Source organism: Simiduia sp. 21SJ11W-1, from assembly GCF_024138675.1.
In the GTDB taxonomy this organism is placed as follows: Bacteria; Pseudomonadota; Gammaproteobacteria; order Pseudomonadales; family Cellvibrionaceae; genus Simiduia.
The window spans coordinates 2324284-2339986 of record NZ_CP090959.1 but is presented as its reverse complement, the minus strand read 5'-3'; the positions used below and the strand labels follow the sequence as shown (position 1 = coordinate 2339986).

16 protein-coding genes are annotated in these 15703 nt (G+C 53.9%); 11 read left to right on the top strand and 5 right to left on the bottom strand.

What is annotated here, in order from left to right:
• Nucleotides 1–16: 16 nt before the first annotated feature.
• Nucleotides 17–418 carry an MSHA biogenesis protein MshP gene (locus L1F30_RS10405; RefSeq protein ID WP_253356013.1) on the top strand — a complete coding sequence of 134 codons (402 nt, stop codon included), beginning with the start codon at nucleotides 17–19 and terminating at the stop codon, nucleotides 416–418.
• Nucleotides 415–4062 carry a LamG domain-containing protein gene (locus L1F30_RS10400; RefSeq protein ID WP_253356011.1) on the top strand — a complete coding sequence of 1216 codons (3648 nt, stop codon included), beginning with the start codon at nucleotides 415–417 and terminating at the stop codon, nucleotides 4060–4062. The genes L1F30_RS10405 and L1F30_RS10400 overlap by 4 nt, the downstream gene beginning before the upstream one ends.
• Nucleotides 4063–4308: 246 nt before the next feature.
• On the opposite strand, the gene L1F30_RS10395 is transcribed toward L1F30_RS10400, so the two are convergent.
• The gene (locus tag L1F30_RS10395; protein ID WP_253356009.1) at nucleotides 4309–4848 is read right to left on the bottom strand and encodes a glycine cleavage system protein R; all 540 of its coding nucleotides are present in this window, start codon (nucleotides 4846–4848) and stop codon (nucleotides 4309–4311) included.
• 129 nt (nucleotides 4849–4977) lie between these two features.
• On the opposite strand from L1F30_RS10395, the gene L1F30_RS10390 reads away from it, so the two are divergent.
• From L1F30_RS10390 to rlmM, 4 genes are read left to right on the top strand one after another with little or no spacing between them, the layout of a single operon-like run.
• On the top strand, nucleotides 4978–5784 hold the full coding sequence (locus tag L1F30_RS10390) for a class I SAM-dependent methyltransferase (protein ID WP_253356008.1): 807 nt from the start codon (nucleotides 4978–4980) through the stop codon (nucleotides 5782–5784).
• A 5-nt stretch (nucleotides 5785–5789) separates the two neighbouring features.
• Nucleotides 5790–6047, top strand: coding sequence for a YheU family protein (locus L1F30_RS10385; protein ID WP_253356006.1), 258 nt, complete (start codon nucleotides 5790–5792; stop codon nucleotides 6045–6047).
• A 53-nt stretch (nucleotides 6048–6100) separates the two neighbouring features.
• Nucleotides 6101–6790: an alpha/beta family hydrolase gene (locus tag L1F30_RS10380; protein WP_253356004.1), complete on the top strand. Its 690-nt coding sequence runs from the start codon at nucleotides 6101–6103 to the stop codon at nucleotides 6788–6790.
• Between the two features lie 12 nt (nucleotides 6791–6802).
• Complete coding sequence (rlmM, locus tag L1F30_RS10375) at nucleotides 6803–7849, top strand: 23S rRNA (cytidine(2498)-2'-O)-methyltransferase RlmM (protein ID WP_253356002.1); 1047 nt, start codon at nucleotides 6803–6805, stop codon at nucleotides 7847–7849.
• A gap of 6 nt (nucleotides 7850–7855) precedes the next feature.
• Here rlmM and L1F30_RS10370 read toward each other — a convergent pair whose 3' ends face one another.
• The gene (locus L1F30_RS10370; protein ID WP_253356000.1) at nucleotides 7856–8137 is read right to left on the bottom strand and encodes an antibiotic biosynthesis monooxygenase; all 282 of its coding nucleotides are present in this window, start codon (nucleotides 8135–8137) and stop codon (nucleotides 7856–7858) included.
• 113 nt (nucleotides 8138–8250) lie between these two features.
• Between L1F30_RS10370 and tusA the strand changes: the two genes are divergently transcribed.
• A complete protein-coding gene (gene tusA / locus L1F30_RS10365) occupies nucleotides 8251–8490 on the top strand; it encodes a sulfurtransferase TusA (RefSeq protein ID WP_253361810.1) in 240 nt (79 codons plus the stop codon).
• Between the two features lie 151 nt (nucleotides 8491–8641).
• Here the strand turns inward: tusA and L1F30_RS10360 are convergent, their stop codons facing one another.
• Entirely contained in the window at nucleotides 8642–9343 is a 702-nt protein-coding gene (locus tag L1F30_RS10360; RefSeq protein WP_253355998.1) for a hypothetical protein, read from the bottom strand.
• 304 nt (nucleotides 9344–9647) lie between these two features.
• Here L1F30_RS10360 and L1F30_RS10355 point away from each other — a divergent pair, with 304 nt between their 5' ends.
• The 4 genes from L1F30_RS10355 (at nucleotide 9648) to L1F30_RS10340 (ending at nucleotide 14000) form a co-directional block, all read left to right on the top strand.
• On the top strand, nucleotides 9648–10559 hold the full coding sequence (locus L1F30_RS10355) for a 5'-3' exonuclease H3TH domain-containing protein (RefSeq protein ID WP_253355996.1): 912 nt from the start codon (nucleotides 9648–9650) through the stop codon (nucleotides 10557–10559).
• 71 nt (nucleotides 10560–10630) lie between these two features.
• Nucleotides 10631–11788 (top strand): 4-phosphoerythronate dehydrogenase, encoded by a 1158-nt coding sequence (locus tag L1F30_RS10350; protein ID WP_253355995.1) that lies wholly within the window; start codon nucleotides 10631–10633, stop codon nucleotides 11786–11788.
• A 45-nt stretch (nucleotides 11789–11833) separates the two neighbouring features.
• On the top strand, nucleotides 11834–13051 hold the full coding sequence (locus L1F30_RS10345; protein WP_253355993.1) for an ATP-NAD kinase family protein: 1218 nt from the start codon (nucleotides 11834–11836) through the stop codon (nucleotides 13049–13051).
• Complete coding sequence (locus tag L1F30_RS10340) at nucleotides 13044–14000, top strand: class I SAM-dependent methyltransferase (protein WP_253355991.1); 957 nt, start codon at nucleotides 13044–13046, stop codon at nucleotides 13998–14000. The genes L1F30_RS10345 and L1F30_RS10340 overlap by 8 nt, the downstream gene beginning before the upstream one ends.
• A 7-nt stretch (nucleotides 14001–14007) precedes the next feature.
• Here L1F30_RS10340 and L1F30_RS10335 read toward each other — a convergent pair whose 3' ends face one another.
• Nucleotides 14008–14478: a hypothetical protein gene (locus L1F30_RS10335; RefSeq protein WP_253355989.1), complete on the bottom strand. Its 471-nt coding sequence runs from the start codon at nucleotides 14476–14478 to the stop codon at nucleotides 14008–14010.
• Nucleotides 14478–15695, bottom strand: a complete 1218-nt coding sequence (locus tag L1F30_RS10330) for a pyridoxal phosphate-dependent aminotransferase (RefSeq protein ID WP_253355987.1) — start codon at nucleotides 15693–15695, stop codon at nucleotides 14478–14480. The genes L1F30_RS10335 and L1F30_RS10330 overlap by 1 nt, the downstream gene beginning before the upstream one ends.
• Between the last annotated feature and the right edge of the window lie 8 nt (nucleotides 15696–15703).

Sequence of the window (15703 nt, the reverse complement as noted above, 5' to 3'; positions counted from 1 at the left end):
TGAGCAGGGGTTTTTAATGCCCCTTGCGATTTTTATTGTGATCGCAATGGGCGTGTTGGCTATCGCGGTTTCCAGAAACATTGCACAGTCCAGTAACTCTACTCTGCAAGCAATGGTGGCAATACAGGCATTTTACGCGGCAGATTCCGGTGCCCAGTTTGGTATGAATCAACTGTTTTACTCCCAGTCAGCACAGCTTACGCGCACCCAGGTTGATGCTAACTGCAACGCGATAAACGGGCAGCTTGTAAGTTATAGCGCGCAAGGCTTGAATAATTGCAGTGCCAGTTTAAGTTGCAGTGTGAGTGCGGGGCCTGCCAATGTAACGAGCTACTATACCTTAAGCAGTGATGCCAGCTGTGGTGATGGGGTGATCAATTCACAGCGCTCCGTGCAAGTATCGGCGTTTATGCGATGAAGAAAATGTTGCGTTTTTTGGTGTTTGTATTGTTAAGCACGGTTTCTTTATCGGCGTTTGCGCAATTGTGCACTGCGATATTTCCGGATGCTGTATCGAACAGCGACAACGGCGGGAAGATCACACTGGCAGACAGTTCTACTATTTTTAATTCGCCGGATAATATTCTTGATACCCGCACTCTCAGTGTGCCAACTTACAATAATTTAAGCTGTAATGGCCAGATTTGTACAAAATCTGACAGCATAGTACCCACCGGTAATCCGCTTACTATACCCAATGGTTCGGATGTCACTGTGGGTTTTCAGCAAACACTCAGCTTGGCGCCGGGTAACTACGGCCAGTTACAGTTAAATAGCGAGGCGGTACTGTTGCTTTCGCCGGGCGATTACACCTTTAGCAAGTCATCATCATTGCTTTCAAAAAGCGCCATCAGGCTTTCTTCCGATGGTACGGTAAGACTTTGGTTCAAGGATAATCTAACACTTAATTCCCAAACCCAAATCGGTACGGCATCAACATTCCGTCACTTTTTTATGTATTCCGTCAAGTCATTTAACTTCGGATCGCCTTCTACTTTCTACGGCGCGCTCTATGCAGAGGGTGATGTGACACTAGCAAACCTGGCCCATATATATGGTGCCGCTACCGCGAAAAATGACATTCTTCTGGTGAGTGCGAGCTTCGTTACCTTTGATGCCAGCAAAGTGGCGTCAATAGACTTTGGTACATTTTGTACAGGCGCGCAAACCTTACCTGTGCCCGTTGCAGAGTATCGGTTGGAGAATCCGAACTGGACGGGCTTGGGTGGTGAAGTAACCGATTCAGGCCCCAATGGCCTACATGGCCGCGCTATCTATTACAATTCCGGTTACCCTACCAGCAGTAACGCATCGCCTGCCATAGCCGGCGACCCGGGCACCTGCCGCTACGGCATTTTCAACGGCACGAATACCGGGCATCTGCGAATTGAAGACAACAGCCTGCTGGATTTGCCAAGTGCCTTGAGTGTAGGCGTTTGGATATACCCAACGTTTGTAGCAGGTAGCGGCTTACGCACCATTGTTTCAAAAGATGAAAATTTCGAATTTCATTTAAATGCCAACCGGGAAGTCTATTGGTGGTGGGGCGGTGGCAGCCGGTCACTTACCACTACGGGCACCGCACTTGCGCTAAACACCTGGCACCACATTGTGATTACCTACGCCGTGGGTGAACAAAAAATTTATATAAATGGCGTTGAGCGTGCGGCGACTAACTACAACGGTAGTATGACGCTGAATAATGACCCTTTGCTCATTGGCACAGATCTAAATTATAACAGCCGCAATTTCATTGGGCGTATTGATGAGGTGGTGGTGTACGATAAAACCTTGAGTGCAGGCCAGGTTTCATTGCTCATGAACCAAACCCACCCCTGTATAAACGTGGCAAGCCTCGGCAGTTTTGAAATTAACACCGGTGGCGGTACTGCCAGTGTTTGTACGCCCAAAGAAATTTCGATCATCGCGCGGGATACAACAGGCGCGGTTATCCCTTATTACAGTGGCAACGTCGCGCTCACTACGTCTACTGGTAATGGCGATTGGTCGGCCACAAGTAATGGCAACCCCAGTTCAGACCCTCCGTTTAATGCCGTTGTGCCCGGTGCTAATGATAGCGGGCGCGCGAGTTACGCCTTTGGCGGCAGTAATGATGGCGGTGCGGTGGCGCTTTTTTTGAGCAACCAACACGCAGAGCAACTCACCATTACAGTGGCAGATAGCAATTCAGGTGTGAGTTCAACCAGTGCGTCGCTCACATTCTCGGAAAACGCCTTTGATATTCAAACCACCGATACCCTGGGTGCAGACATCGTGGCCGGGCGCGATCACGATTACCGCATTGATATGCTGCGTAGAGATCCGGCCACCGGCAGTTGTGGGCAAGCCACTAATTACCAGGTAGCTAATGTCAAGGCGTGGGTTACGCGCAACACAGACGACCCTGCAGGCAGTGCGCCACAGTTGCGCACGGCAAGCGGCGTTTACACATTGCCAAATGCCGAGCCCGCCACGGCCAATGTAACTTTGCCTTTTGTGGCTGGAACTGCGAGCTTTGAGTTGTTAACCACTGATGTTGGCAAGTACATCACTCAGTTTAAAGATGCCTCGGGCAGCTTTTCAGACCAACCCATCACCGGCGCCACTGCGCAACAAATTGTGCGCCCTTTTGCCTTTGATGTGCGTGCCACAGCTAACCCCGCAGGGGTAAGTGCGAGCGGCCCTGCGTTTGTACCGGCTGGGCAAAACTTTTCGGCAACGGCGCGCGCGGTACTTTGGCAGGCTCTGGACGACACCAATGACGACGGTGTAGCCGATGGCCACGCTGATGGTAACCCGAGTACAGGTGCCCAGTTACAAGATAATGCGGCAGCGCCGGCTTTCGGGCAGGAAAGCAGCGCCGAGGGCGTGCAGCTTACTTCGCGGCTAATTGCGCCAGCCGGTGGGGCAGACCCGGGCCTGGGTAATGGTGAAAGTGCAGGCGACGGGCGCCTGCTCACAAGCTTCACCGGCGGTAGTGGTACCAGTGGCGCCCTTTATTTTGGTGAGGTAGGCGCCATTGAACTTAACAGCCAAATTGCCGATGGCAATTACCTGGCTATGGGGAGCGCACGCACACAAAAGATTCGCGGCTCGGCGTATGTGGGCCGGTTTTACCCTGCAGCCTTTGCGCTACAGCCCGGTAGCCTTGCAGAGGGGTGCACGGGTTTCACCTATATGGAGCAGGCCTTTGCATTGGATTACACCTTGACTGCCTTGAACGCGCGCCCCACACCTGCCGTTACCACAAACTATGAAGGCAGTTTTGCAAAGCTTGGGGCGTCACTCGGGAGTTTTGCCTACGGTGCACGCAGCGCAAGTGACGATTTAAGTGCACGGCTGGCAGCCTGGCAAACCAGTGTGAGCTGGAGTGCGGGCGTGGGCGCTGTGCAAGTTGATCCGGCCACGTTTACGCGTCAGGCAGGTGGCGCGCCTGATGGGCCTTTCACGGATTTGGATTTTGGATTGCAGGTGCAAGATGCCGACGGTGTAGCGCTAGCAAGCGCGGCGCTCGACTTGGATGTAGACAATGATGGCAGCTTCGAGCACGGCTTGCTTGGCCGTTCCATACAGCGTTATGGCCGCTTGCGGGCAAAAGATGCTTTTGGCCCTGAGTCGGCGGCAATACCGATGTTCTGGCAAACGGAGGTGTACGATGGTGCACAATTTACTGTTTCGGCAAACGACAACTGCACGGCCATTGCCTTGAGCCAAATTGACTTTATTGGCGCCACCACAAGTCTGGATGTTGCCGCACAAACAATCGACGTTACCCGCGCAGGTGTAACCAGCCGTTTTGATTTTTCAGACCCATTAGGTTCACAGGTGTGTTTCAGCGCGCTGGCGGTGGGGTTTTGCCAGGGGCGAGCCGGTGTTGCCTATGGAGCCACGGGGGTGACTGTGAGCTACCCCATTGAGGTGTCTCTTGCGAACTATCCGCATTTGCGATTCGATTGGGATGCAGACGGCGATTACAGCGATGTAGCCCTGCCGCGCTTTACCGTAAATTTTGAAACCTACCGTGGCCACGACCGGGTGATTTTCTGGCGCGAACGCCTGTAGCCCTTGGGGAATGTAGGCGCACTGTTGCGGCCCAAATTAACGCCAAAAGTGCAAGGGTGGCTGCAAAGGTTCTACGGGTTTAACTGCGAAAGCCCGCAGCGATTTGGAAATTTTGAGGCGATTACGCGTTCAACTTGAGTCGATTGTGGTGATCTACAGCAGCTGGGTTAAACGTCGTATACATGGGTTGCGGCCAGTGGCAATGTAGAGTGCAAGCGATGCCCTGGCCGCACCTGGGCAGTTTGGCTAGTGGGTTACCGTGGGCTCCGGGATTTCCAGTTCGATGTCTACCGCAAGTTCATCGGCAATTTGATCAAGTTTGTCTGCCAGCTCGTCAAGATCGCTATCTGCCGGAATCTGCAAAATACCGTTGGCTTCAAACAAGGGCTCGCCAGACCAAGGCATGCTTGAGTAATCTGTGGCGAGCTCTTCTACGTTGATGTTGCGCGCAGCCAGTGCCTGGGCTACCTCGCGTACAATGCCGGGGCGATCGTTACCCACCAGGTTAAAGCGGATTTCTCGCAGGCTTTGGGGTTCTTCGGTGCTATCTGCCAGGTCTACCAGGGTGCGGATGCCTTTTTCACTGAGCGCGCTCAAGTCAGCTTTGAGATCTTCCAGCTTGGTGTCGTCTACGGTGATAAGAATCAGGCCGCTGAACTTGCCACACAGGTTTACCATGCGGCTTTCTTCCCAGTTGCCTTCGTGCTGGCAAACCACTGCCGCCAGCGTTTCTACCACGCCCGGGCGATCCTTGGCTATAACGGTAACAATCAAGTGTTGTTTCATGATGTGATCCTCAAACAGATGAGTTGAGTGTACCTTATGATAAGACACAAATCAGGGCTTTGACTTGCCCGCTGGCACACGGTTTACTGTGCACCCTGCTAATTCATTCCAATAAACGAGGCTAACTCCATGTCGAAAAATGTCTTTAAATCCTGTGTTGCCGCTTTGTTGATGGCGTGCGGCCCTGTGGCGTTTGCCACCGAGCTTGAGGATGTGCTAAAAGGCGAGCACCGCGCAGAGGCAGCCGTTGCCCGCGACAGCGCCCGTAATCCCGCTGAAACTTTGGCGTTTTTTGGCCTTGAGCCCACTCACACCGTGGTTGAAGTGACCCCGGGCGGCGGCTGGTACACAGATATTCTGGCACCCTATGTGCGCGATAAGGGCACCTTGTACGCGGCACACTTTCCTGCCAAATCCGATGTGGGCTACTACCAGCGCTCACGCCAGAAGTTTTTGGAAAAGCTGGCCGCAACACCGGAGGTTTTTGATCAGGTAAAGGTCACTGAGTTTGTTGTTGAAACGCCTTCTGCCATGGGCCCTGTGGGCGAAGTTGATCAGGTTTTGACCTTCCGTAACGTACACAACTGGATTAAAGGCGGCTTTGGCGAGCAGGCCTTCAGTGCGTTTTACGCGTTGCTGAAAGACGGCGGCGTACTGGGTGTGGTAGAGCACAGAGCCAAGCCCGGCACCAGCATGGAAACCATGAAAACCTCGGGCTACGTTACCGAGGCCGAGGTAATTCGCCTGGCTGAGGCCGCGGGCTTCGTGTTGGAATCTCGCAGCGAGATTAATGCCAACCCTAAAGATACCGCCAAGCACCCCAAAGGCGTATGGACGTTACCGCCCACCTTGGCACTGCAAGATGAAGATCGCGAAAAGTACCTGGCGATTGGCGAAAGTGACCGCATGACCTTGAAGTTCCGTAAACCAGAGTAAACCCGATGATTGTTATTGCACCTGAACAGTTACCTGCAGACACGCTAGACGCCTTGCTGGAGGAGTTTGCCACCCGCGATGGCACCGATTACGGTGAGCAAGAGGTGGACTTGGCATCGAAAGTGGCGAGTTTAAAGCTGCAATTGCAACGCAAACAGGTGCTCATTGTGTTTGACTTGGGTGCCGAGCAGGCCAACCTGATGACCAAAGAGGATTATCAGCAACGGCTTGCAGAGCTAAAGGCGGCCGGGGGCGAAGACTAGCGGCCGTTGCCGGATCTGACTCTATCAAGATCTAACCATCAAGAGAGGCTATAATGCCTCTCTTTTTTATTTTTCCCCAAAATGCGATGACGTTAAAACACGCAGATCTCTTGCATGATTGCCTGATCAACACCCCAGGCACGCCAAAGGCGCGCATGCTGCTGGCGCACGGTGCCGGTGCGCCCATGGACAGCGAGTTTATGAACGCCGTGGCACAGGGCTTATGCCAGTTTGATGTAGAAGTGGTGCGCTTCGAGTTCCCCTATATGGCCCTGCGCCGCACAACGGGTAAACGTCGTCCGCCCAGCCCCTTTGCCACCATTGTGAGCCATTTTGAAGCGCGCGTAGCGGCATGGGCCGGGGAGCTACCGCTGTTTGTGGGCGGCAAATCCATGGGCGGGCGAGCCTGTGCGTCACTTTCAAAGGAAGTAATCAACAGCGCGGGCGTAAAGGGCGCGTTGGTATGGGGTTACCCTTTGCACCCAGTAGGTAAACCTGAAAAGCAGCGGTTAGCGCCCTTGCAGGCGCGCGCCTGCGAGCTGCTAGTGCTGCAGGGCGAGCGCGATGCACTGGGAAACCGTACAATGTTTGAACAGCTTGCCTTGCCAGCGTCTGTGAGCGTGCAATGGTTTGCCGATGGCGATCACGATTTAAAACCACGCAAGCGTTCTGGCTTTGATCAAGCCGCCCATATTGCCGAATCTGTTCGTGCAGCCGTCGAGTTTATCCACGCGCACCTTTAGCCGAGAATTTTTATGAATCAACTTTTTTTACATTGCCGTGGTGGATTTGAGGGCGAGTGTGCCGCTGAAATTACAGATTTAGCCGCAGAGCAGGGCATTTATGGATACGCCAAAGCCAAGCCCCATTCTGCCCATGTGATTTTTGTTACAGAAAATGCAGAGCAACTCATCAGCGCACTGGATTTCCGGCGTTTAATTTTTACCCGCCAATGGTTTATGTGTGGTGAGCCGCTCACCAACTTGCCCGTTGATGATCGGCTAACGCCAATATTGGCCGAAATTGGCCAGCTGCCACACTCCCGTGCGTTGGTTATGGAAACAGTAGACACCAACGAAGGTAAGGAACTCTCGGGGCTGGCCAAAAAATTCGCCACCCCCCTACAGCGTCAGCTCGATAAGCGCGGGCTACAGCGCACCAAGGCCAAATACAATTTACACATACTTTTCACCCGCACAGATACCGCATTTGTGGGCGTGAGCCCGGCCGAAAATTCGGCGCCCTGGCCCATGGGTATTCCGCGGCTCAAGTTGCCCAAGGAATCTCCCAGCCGTGCCACGCTGAAACTGGAAGAGGCTTGGCATCAGTTTATTCCGCGCGATCAATGGGATCATCAGCTACAAGGCGGCCAGCGGGCGGTGGATTTGGGCGCCGCACCCGGCGGCTGGACATGGCTACTTGTGCAGCGCGGCATGTTTGTAGAGGCCGTAGATAACGGCCCTATGCAAGAGGCCTTGATGGAAACCGGCCAGGTTACCCACCACAAGGCCGATGGCTTTCAATTTGAACCGCGCAAGCCTGTGGATTGGCTGGTGTGCGATATTGTAGATAAGCCTGCCCGCGTGGTGGCCATGGTGTCGCGTTGGTTTGAGGCAGGCTTTTGCCAGCAGGCAATTTTTAACCTCAAGCTGCCAATGAAGCAGCGTTATCAAGAGGTGCAAAAGCTGTTGCAGCGCTTGGCCGAGGCCTGCGATGCTGCCGGCAAACCTGTAAATCTACGCGCCCGCCAGCTCTACCACGACCGCGAAGAAATCACCGTCATGGCACAGCGCAGGGCTTAGTGGGGTTTAGTTTTCAAGCAAGGTGACTTTTTCAGGTTCGGCGAGCGTCGGGTTGATGAGGTTCATCATGTGGTGGCGCGCATCGCTTTCCACCCACTGTTGCCAATCGCGCGCTGTACGAAATTTGCACATAACAAAGCGATGCATAGGGTTGTTGATATCGGCAAAGGATTCACCGCGAATAAACCCCGGGGCAGAAAAGGCCTGGTGCAGGGTTGAGCGGGCCGCGTGTTCGTAGGTTTCTTCCATGTCATCTGCGATCAGTCGCTCAATTAAAACGTGTATCATAGTGTGACTCAGCGTGTGGCTTTGATTAAATTATCCGGCCATTAAACGGTGCCCTAAGTGTGATTTCAAGGGGCTGTAGTTAAATTGGAGTTGCAGTGGAAAAGCTTGCACAAATGAAGGCGCTTGCGCAGCATGAATTAGATGCCTCCGGTCTTTTCTGCCCGGAGCCTGTGATGATGTTACACAATACCATGCGCGCAGCCGCCCCCGGTGAGCGGGTACTGGTGATTGCCACAGACCCATCCACCGAGCGCGATATTCCGAAATTTTGCCAGTTTCTTGGCCATGCTCTCGAGGCACAGGCCGTTGAGGGCGATCAGTATGTGTATTTGTTGGTAAAGGCGGCCACCTAGCTTCTTAACCCCCCCAAAAAAATTTAATTAGCCCAATCTTTGGTAGCTTACTGGGGCATCAAGCAGCACGGCCGCAAAATGCAGGCATTTCGCAGGTGCGCTTGAAGCTGTTGCGCGTTCGCAATACCACTTAGCGGCTTTTAGCGCTATTTTAGGAGCTGCTTTCATCCACCAGTGCTGAAATGGCGGCAATGGCTTCCGGATCTTGCGATTTTATTTTGTTGGCGATTTGGTGCTGGAAGTAATACCGGAAAATGGGGCAGGTTTCAGCGGCAAACAAACAGTCGTCACCGGGTAAAACCGGGGTGCTGGCTACTTTGTCTGGGTCTACCAGCATGCCGCTGAGTTGCCCGTCGTAATGGAGCTGCCAGCTCACCACCTCAGAGAGCGTCATGCTGTGTGAGCCGCGTTCAGAGAGCACTGCGTGGGTGCCAATGGTATCAGGAATTTCCTGCACTACCGCATCGGGTGAGTCGGCGCTGCTTTCGTAATATTCTGCAGCAGATTCCAGCTCAACGATTTTGTGGATGGGCGGGTCGAAAAATATCTCTTCAAGGCCCGGGTCGTAGTAGCCTTCAAATTTCCCGTTGAGCGGGTCGTTGATGGCGGGGCAGGCAATCACTTTGTTCAGCCAGGGTACCAGGCCCACTACCTCACCGTTTTCACGCAGTGCCCAGCAGAGGATTTTCAGGCTAAACAGTTTTTGTTTGTCGGTGTCGTTGGCGTAGAGCATTTCCAGCCCGTCGAGTTCCGGTGAAAGCCGGATAATGCGCTCGCGTTGGGCTTCAAGTAAGGGCTTGCCAGTAAAGAGATCAATGACGTTGCCATTGGGTCGGTCAGGTGAGCATCGCATAAAACCACCTCCTGAGTCGGCGCTTGGGTGGCTAGGGCCACTCGCAGTGCCTGGCTGATCGGGCAGAATACAGGTCTTTTCAGACTGCACCTTGGGTAACGGTACTGCTTCATTGGGCGCTACACAAGTGGCGATGATTGCGCCATACTTGCGTTATTCCAACTTTTTATAACCAGTTAAAAGGTTGGCCGTTAGGCGCCCATAAAAGCCGTGCTCGCGCGCGGGCTGCTTAAAAAATGGGCACACGCGTGGGTATTGCCAGGCCGGCAAAGACCTACAGTTCCCAGTCTACGCTTGAAAATTCATGGTTATAACAAAAAAATCTAAGCCGCCCGCTAAACGCTGGCTGGTAGACGCCTCTATTTACATCTTCCGCGCCTATTTTTCGCTGCCCCCAAACTGGGAAAGCCGTGACGGCTTTGATACCGAGGCAGTGTACGGATTTACCAACTTTTTGCTGGATTTACGCATAAAGCAGCCGAGCCACGTAGGCGTGTGTTTCGATGAAGGCCTGGAAACAGGCTTCAGGCACCGCTTGTACCCCGACTATAAGGCCAGCCGGGCCTTGCCCGATGAGGCCTTGGCCTATCAGTTAAACGCTTGCCGAGCCATGGCCGAGGCCCTGGGATTTGCCTGTTTTGCCAGTGAAGAATATGAGGCAGACGACCTGATAGGCTGCCTATTGCAGTGTTTGGTACAAGAGCCTGCGCCCGTTGCCATACTCACGCGCGATAAAGACCTTGGGCAGCTGCTGGTAAGAGAACAAGATTATCTTTGGGACTACGCCGCAGATACCACGCTCTACCGGCCCGACATCTTTGAAAAGTTCGGTGTTTGGCCGGAGCAATTGGTGGATTATCTCGCGCTTGTGGGTGATGCCAGTGACGATATTCCCGGTGTGGCCGGTGTAGGGAAGAAAACCGCAGCCCAAATGCTTGCCAATAACATGGCGCTGGACACGCTATTGGCAGAGCCTGCGCAGTTTGAAACCATGACGTTTCGTGGCGCCCGCTCAATGGCCAAAAAGCTTGCCGAGTACCGTGAGCAAATCGCGCTGGCCAAGCAACTGGCAGCGATTGTTAGCGATGTGGCACTCGTCAAAAGTCACCAATGCCTGGTGCCTAAACCCATTGATGAGGTGCAAGTTGCAGAGCTGCTGGCATTTTATGGCATTGGCGGTTTACGGAAAAAATTGGCGCGCGCAGTGGGCGCCTAGGGTGTAGACCTGGCTTCAGGTTCAGGCTGCACTAAATTAAAACCAAAACAATTTTATTGACCACTAATTTTATGAGTAAGCCGCAAATTTTTGTTGATGAAAATGTGCCGAAAGCGGAAGAATTCTTCGGCCAACTGGGAGAGGTGCATACCTTTGCCGGCCGCAATGTGAGTGCCAAGACCTTGGCAAATGCCGATGCGTTGGTAGTGCGCTCGGTAACACAGGTTAATGAACAATTGCTCGCAGAAAGCAAGGTCAATTTTGTAGGCACCTGCACCATTGGTATTGATCACCTGGATACCGCTTGGCTTGATAGGCGTGATATCGCCTATACCAATGCGCCCGGTTGTAATGCCAATAGTGTGGTGGAGTATGTGCTTGCCGCATTGGCCTTACTGAACATTAACTGGCAGGGCAAACGGGTTGGCATTGTGGGGTGTGGCAATGTAGGCGGGCGTTTATATGCAAAATTGGCGAGCTTAGGCGCACAGGTTGCAGCCTACGATCCATTACTTGCCCCGGGAGCCTTCCCCAATCTGGTGAGCCTGGAAGAGGTTTTCAGCGCAGACATCGTCTGCCTGCACGCGCCGCTAACCACGAGCGGCCCTTACCCTACGCGGCACATGATAGGGCGCGAACTGTTGGCGCATTTGCCCATAGGTGCCACATTAATCAGCGCAGGCCGGGGGCCCGTGGTGTGTAATGAGTCGCTACTGGCATTTGCCAATGTCCGTGCCGACCTGCGTTTGGTGCTTGATGTTTGGGAGCATGAGCCCTGGTTGCCGCAGGCATTGCTTGCGCGCGCCGCCATTGGCACGCCGCATATTGCCGGTTACTCCTACGATGGCAAAGTGGCCGGTACTGAAAAGGTTTTTCAGGCGCTCGCATCCCATTGGGGTAAAACCCATCAAGTTAATGGCGCGCACACGCAAGCTCCCGGGTGCCCAGAATACGAGCCGAAGCTTGCACTATTAAGCGATGCCGATTGGCAGCAGGTGCGCAGGCTTGTGTGCAATGCCTATGACATAGCCGCTGATGATCAACGTTTGCGCGATATGGTGGCGGCAGCGCTCAAAACCGGCGCGCCTGATGAAGCCATTGCCACAGGTTTCGACCTGTTGCGCAAAACCTACCCCGTGCGCCGTGAGTTCCGTTTCTATCAACCGGTTACAGAGGCGTTGTCTGAGCCCGCACGCGCTATGGCTCGCGCCATTGGGTTTCAGTGTTAGGCTGTTTTGCCAAGAAAACCACGCAGCAGGAATTTACTTTTTGATATGAGCAACCAGAAATATTCTTCGCTGGGCCGGCGATTTAAATTGGGCCTGGTGATTAACAGCTACGCGGGCTTAGGTGGCCCCACGGCGCTTAAGGGCAGCGATGGCACAAGTATTCGCACCCAGGCTCTGGCCTCCACAAGCGAGCTGCGTGCCCCGGAGCGTGCCAGACGCGCATTGGCCGCGTTGGTGGGGGAGCCGGTAGATGTGTATTGCTTTGCCGGTGAAATGGGCGCGAGCATCGCGCATGCGGCGGGCTTAGCGGTAAATATTTTAGGCGAGCCCAAAACATCACCCTCTGAGGCCGCAGATACAGTGGCAGCCGCCAAAGCGTGTGAGGCGGCAGGGTGCGATTTGATTTTGTTCGTAGGGGGGGATGGCACTGCCCGCAACATGGTTGAGGCTGTAAGCCCTCATCAACCGGTGTTGGGGTTGCCCAGTGGCGTGAAGATGCACTCGGGTGTATACGCCATTGCGCCCGAGGCCGCGGCACTGGTGATAAAGCAGCTGATTAGCGGCGCGCTGGTTGCACTAGATATGGGCGAGGTGCGCGATATAGACGAGCAGGCTTTTCGCGAAGGGCACGTGCAGTCGCGCTACTATGGCGAACTGTTAGTGCCTGCCGAGCCACGCTATGTGCAAGCGGTGAAAGAGGGCGGGCGCGAAGTGGAGGCATTGGCGCTAGACGACATAGCCGCGGAGCTCACAGAAAGCGTGAGCGCCGATACGCTGCTCGTTTTTGCACCGGGTTCTACCACGTTTGCGGTGGCGCAGGCTTTTGGCGTGGCGCCCACATTGCTGGGCGTGGATCTGGTATTGAACAACACCTTGGTTGCCGCCGATGCAGATGCGCAAACCCTTGAGGCCCATGTGTTTAACCACTCGGGCCCGGTAAAGCTTGTGCTCACAGCCATTGGTGGGCAGGGCCATATTTTTGGCCGAGGTAACCAGCAGCTGCGCCCGGCACTGCTGCGCCACATTGGGCGTGATAATTTACTGCTGGTTGCCACTAAAACCAAGCTCGCAGCCTTAAATGGGCGGCCGCTGTTGATAGACACCAATGATGCCGAGTTAGACCACCAGTGGCAGGGCTACATCAAAGTTATCACCGGCTACCGAGATGCGGTGCTTTACCCGCTCGGCTATGCGGCTTTGAATAACCCAGAAGCTGATTTACAGGCCAAACCTGATCACGAAGATGTACAAAACCATGAGTGAAGAAATAACCGCCCAAGCTTTTGGAACACCTATACAGAGTGCACTGGATGCGCTGCTTGAAGAGCTGGGTGGCACACGCCCCAGCGATAGCAGGCGTGTATTTCACGGCCGGGGCCAGTGTTTTGAGGGCTTGGGTTTTGTTACTGTGGATTGGTTTGATCCGCTATTGCTTGTCACATTGTTTAAAGCGCCACCGGCAGGCTGGCTTGCGGGCTTTACGGCATTCATACAAAGCCATGGGGTTTTTGCGCTGGCAGATGAAGTGCGTATTCAACATCGCTATGAAAGCCACTGGCCTACAGATGTGTTGAAGGCTGCATCCCAGGGCGAATTTTTCGCACACCGTGGCGAGTTGCGCTTTACCCTCAATGATCCAGAGCATCAAAACATCGGCTACTTTTTGGACATGGAGCCGGGGCGGCAATGGTTGGAGGCGCACTGCAAGGGCAAGCGGGTATTAAATTTATTTGCCTATACCTGTGCATTTTCCGTGGTGGCCCTGGCCGCCGGTGCGCAATCGGTTGTGAATGTAGATATGAGCCGGGGCGCACTTTCCCGAGGGAGAGAAAATCACCGATTAAACAACCAGCCGGTAGAGCAGGTAAAGTTTTTAGCTGAAAATATTTTGAAATCCTGGGGGCGTATTCGCAGGCCCGGGCCCTATGACGTGGTGATTTTAGATCCGCCCAGTTTTCAGCGCGGCAGCTTCATTGCCGAAAAAGATTACCCCAAGGCAGTGCGCCGCATTCCGGAGCTCATGCCCAACGGCGGCGAGGTGCTGGCTTGCCTGAACGCGCCGGAGCTGGATACGCAATTTTTGCAGGCCGTATTTGAGCGCGAATGCCCGGGCGCGCATCTTGTTAGCAGGCTTCAGCCCAGTGCGCAGTTTCCGGATCGCGAGCCAGAGCGGGCGTTAAAATTATTGCATTTTTCCTATCGGCCCCAATAGCTGCTTGCTACTGTGCCCGCGAGGTATTGAACAAATACAGCATGAAATGGCGCAGCTCACCGGAGGTGCCTTGCTTGATGAGTTGGCGCATTACATTGATGTTGGAAAATCGCTCTTGGGCAACACTCGCCGGTAGCTCATCGGGGTTTTCATCGCGCCACTGCTGCACCCGCTCGGTACTTTTTTGATCTTCACACAGTGCCGAGAGCAAGGTGAAACCTTTGTGGCTGAGCACCGCTTGATCTACCGCTTCCTGGCGCACGGTATCCTGGTAGGTGAGGTAGCCCGCCGTTGCCAGCCATAGCATGGCGCTGAAGGCTGCCATGTGGCGCTGGCTGTGCAGTCCGAAGTCGTCGGGGGTGTCTGGCCCGGCAATATCTTCCACGTATACGGCACATGGGCGAGGGAAGAACGCAAACAGCTGGCTCAATATGAGCCCGCTGTCTTTGTAAAAATCATCGATGTGTATGTCGCTCATCAGTCTTGACTGTACTTACCTATAAACCGGCCAAAGCGCTGCAGTGCATCGCTTATATCATCTTCACGAGGTAAAAATACCACACGGAAGTGATCGGGAGTGGGCCAATTGAACGCCGTGCCCTGCACAATCAGTATTTTTTCTTGCAGCAGGAAGTCGAGCACCATTTGTTGATCGTCTTTAATGGATTTGTGGTTCAAATCGATTTTCGGAAACATATACAGCGCGCCCTTGGGCTTTACGCAGCTGATACCGGGAATTTGAGCAAGCGCGCTGTAGGCGGCTTCGCGTTGTTCATGCAACCGCCCACCGGGGGCTACCAATTCTTTAATACTTTGGTAGCCGCCAAGTGCGGTTTGAATGGCGAACATTGCCGGTACATTGGCGCACAGCCGCATAGAAGCAAGCATATTCAGCCCCTCAATGTAGCCCTTGGCCTTGTGTTTTGCGCCGTTGAGCACCATCCAGCCTGCGCGAAAGCCTGCCAGCCGGTAGTTTTTACTGAGGCCGTTAAAGCTTAAGCACAGCACATCATCTACCAGGCGCCCAAGGGGAATAAACTCGGCGCCGTCGTAGAGGATTTTGCTGTAGATTTCATCCGCAAAAATGATCAATTTATGTTCGCGCGCCAGTGCTACCAGGTCTTCCAGCATTTGCTGGCTGTACACGGCACCGGTGGGGTTGTTGGGGTTGATGATGACAATACCCCGGGTTTTGTCGGTAATTTTTTTGCGGATGTCGTCGATGTCCGGGTACCAGTCGGCACCTTCATCGCACAAATAATGTACAGGGTTGCCGCCGGCAAGTTTTACCGAGGCCGTCCACAAGGGGTAGTCGGGGGCGGGCACTAAAATTTCGTCACCATTGTTTAGCAGCGCCTGCATGGCCATCACAATCAGCTCTGAAACGCCGTTGCCAAGATAGATATCGTCTATTTCCACGTTGGGAATGTTCAGCGTTTGGCATTCCTGCATAATGGCTTTGCGGGCGGCGAACAGGCCCTTGGATTCGGTGTAGCCCTGGGCGTTGCGCAGGTTGTAGATTACATCGAGAATAATTTCATCTGGCGCCTCAAAGCCGAAAGGGGCGGGGTTGCCGATGTTGAGTTTCAGGATGCGGTGGCCTTCTTCTTCCAGCCGGTGAGCGTGCTCTAACACGGGGCCGCGAATTTCGTAGCACACGCCGTGGAGCTTGTTGGATTTATAGATGTGGTCCATATGCAGTA

Excerpts from the sequence above, each read along its gene's own strand:
- L1F30_RS10405 (WP_253356013.1), top strand. The coding sequence starts at position 17 with ATGCCCCTTGCGATTTTTATTGTGATCGCAATGGGCGTGTTGGCTATC.
- L1F30_RS10400 (WP_253356011.1), top strand. The coding sequence starts at position 415 with ATGAAGAAAATGTTGCGTTTTTTGGTGTTTGTATTGTTAAGCACGGTT.
- L1F30_RS10395 (WP_253356009.1), bottom strand. The coding sequence starts at position 4,848 with ATGAAACAACACTTGATTGTTACCGTTATAGCCAAGGATCGCCCGGGC.
- L1F30_RS10390 (WP_253356008.1), top strand. The coding sequence starts at position 4,978 with ATGTCGAAAAATGTCTTTAAATCCTGTGTTGCCGCTTTGTTGATGGCG.
- L1F30_RS10385 (WP_253356006.1), top strand. The coding sequence starts at position 5,790 with ATGATTGTTATTGCACCTGAACAGTTACCTGCAGACACGCTAGACGCC.
- L1F30_RS10380 (WP_253356004.1), top strand. The coding sequence starts at position 6,101 with ATGCCTCTCTTTTTTATTTTTCCCCAAAATGCGATGACGTTAAAACAC.
- rlmM (WP_253356002.1), top strand. The coding sequence starts at position 6,803 with ATGAATCAACTTTTTTTACATTGCCGTGGTGGATTTGAGGGCGAGTGT.
- L1F30_RS10370 (WP_253356000.1), bottom strand. The coding sequence starts at position 8,137 with ATGATACACGTTTTAATTGAGCGACTGATCGCAGATGACATGGAAGAA.
- tusA (WP_253361810.1), top strand. The coding sequence starts at position 8,251 with ATGAAGGCGCTTGCGCAGCATGAATTAGATGCCTCCGGTCTTTTCTGC.
- L1F30_RS10360 (WP_253355998.1), bottom strand. The coding sequence starts at position 9,343 with ATGCGATGCTCACCTGACCGACCCAATGGCAACGTCATTGATCTCTTT.
- L1F30_RS10355 (WP_253355996.1), top strand. The coding sequence starts at position 9,648 with ATGGTTATAACAAAAAAATCTAAGCCGCCCGCTAAACGCTGGCTGGTA.
- L1F30_RS10350 (WP_253355995.1), top strand. The coding sequence starts at position 10,631 with ATGAGTAAGCCGCAAATTTTTGTTGATGAAAATGTGCCGAAAGCGGAA.
- L1F30_RS10345 (WP_253355993.1), top strand. The coding sequence starts at position 11,834 with ATGAGCAACCAGAAATATTCTTCGCTGGGCCGGCGATTTAAATTGGGC.
- L1F30_RS10340 (WP_253355991.1), top strand. The coding sequence starts at position 13,044 with ATGAGTGAAGAAATAACCGCCCAAGCTTTTGGAACACCTATACAGAGT.
- L1F30_RS10335 (WP_253355989.1), bottom strand. The coding sequence starts at position 14,478 with ATGAGCGACATACACATCGATGATTTTTACAAAGACAGCGGGCTCATA.
- L1F30_RS10330 (WP_253355987.1), bottom strand. The coding sequence starts at position 15,695 with ATGGACCACATCTATAAATCCAACAAGCTCCACGGCGTGTGCTACGAA.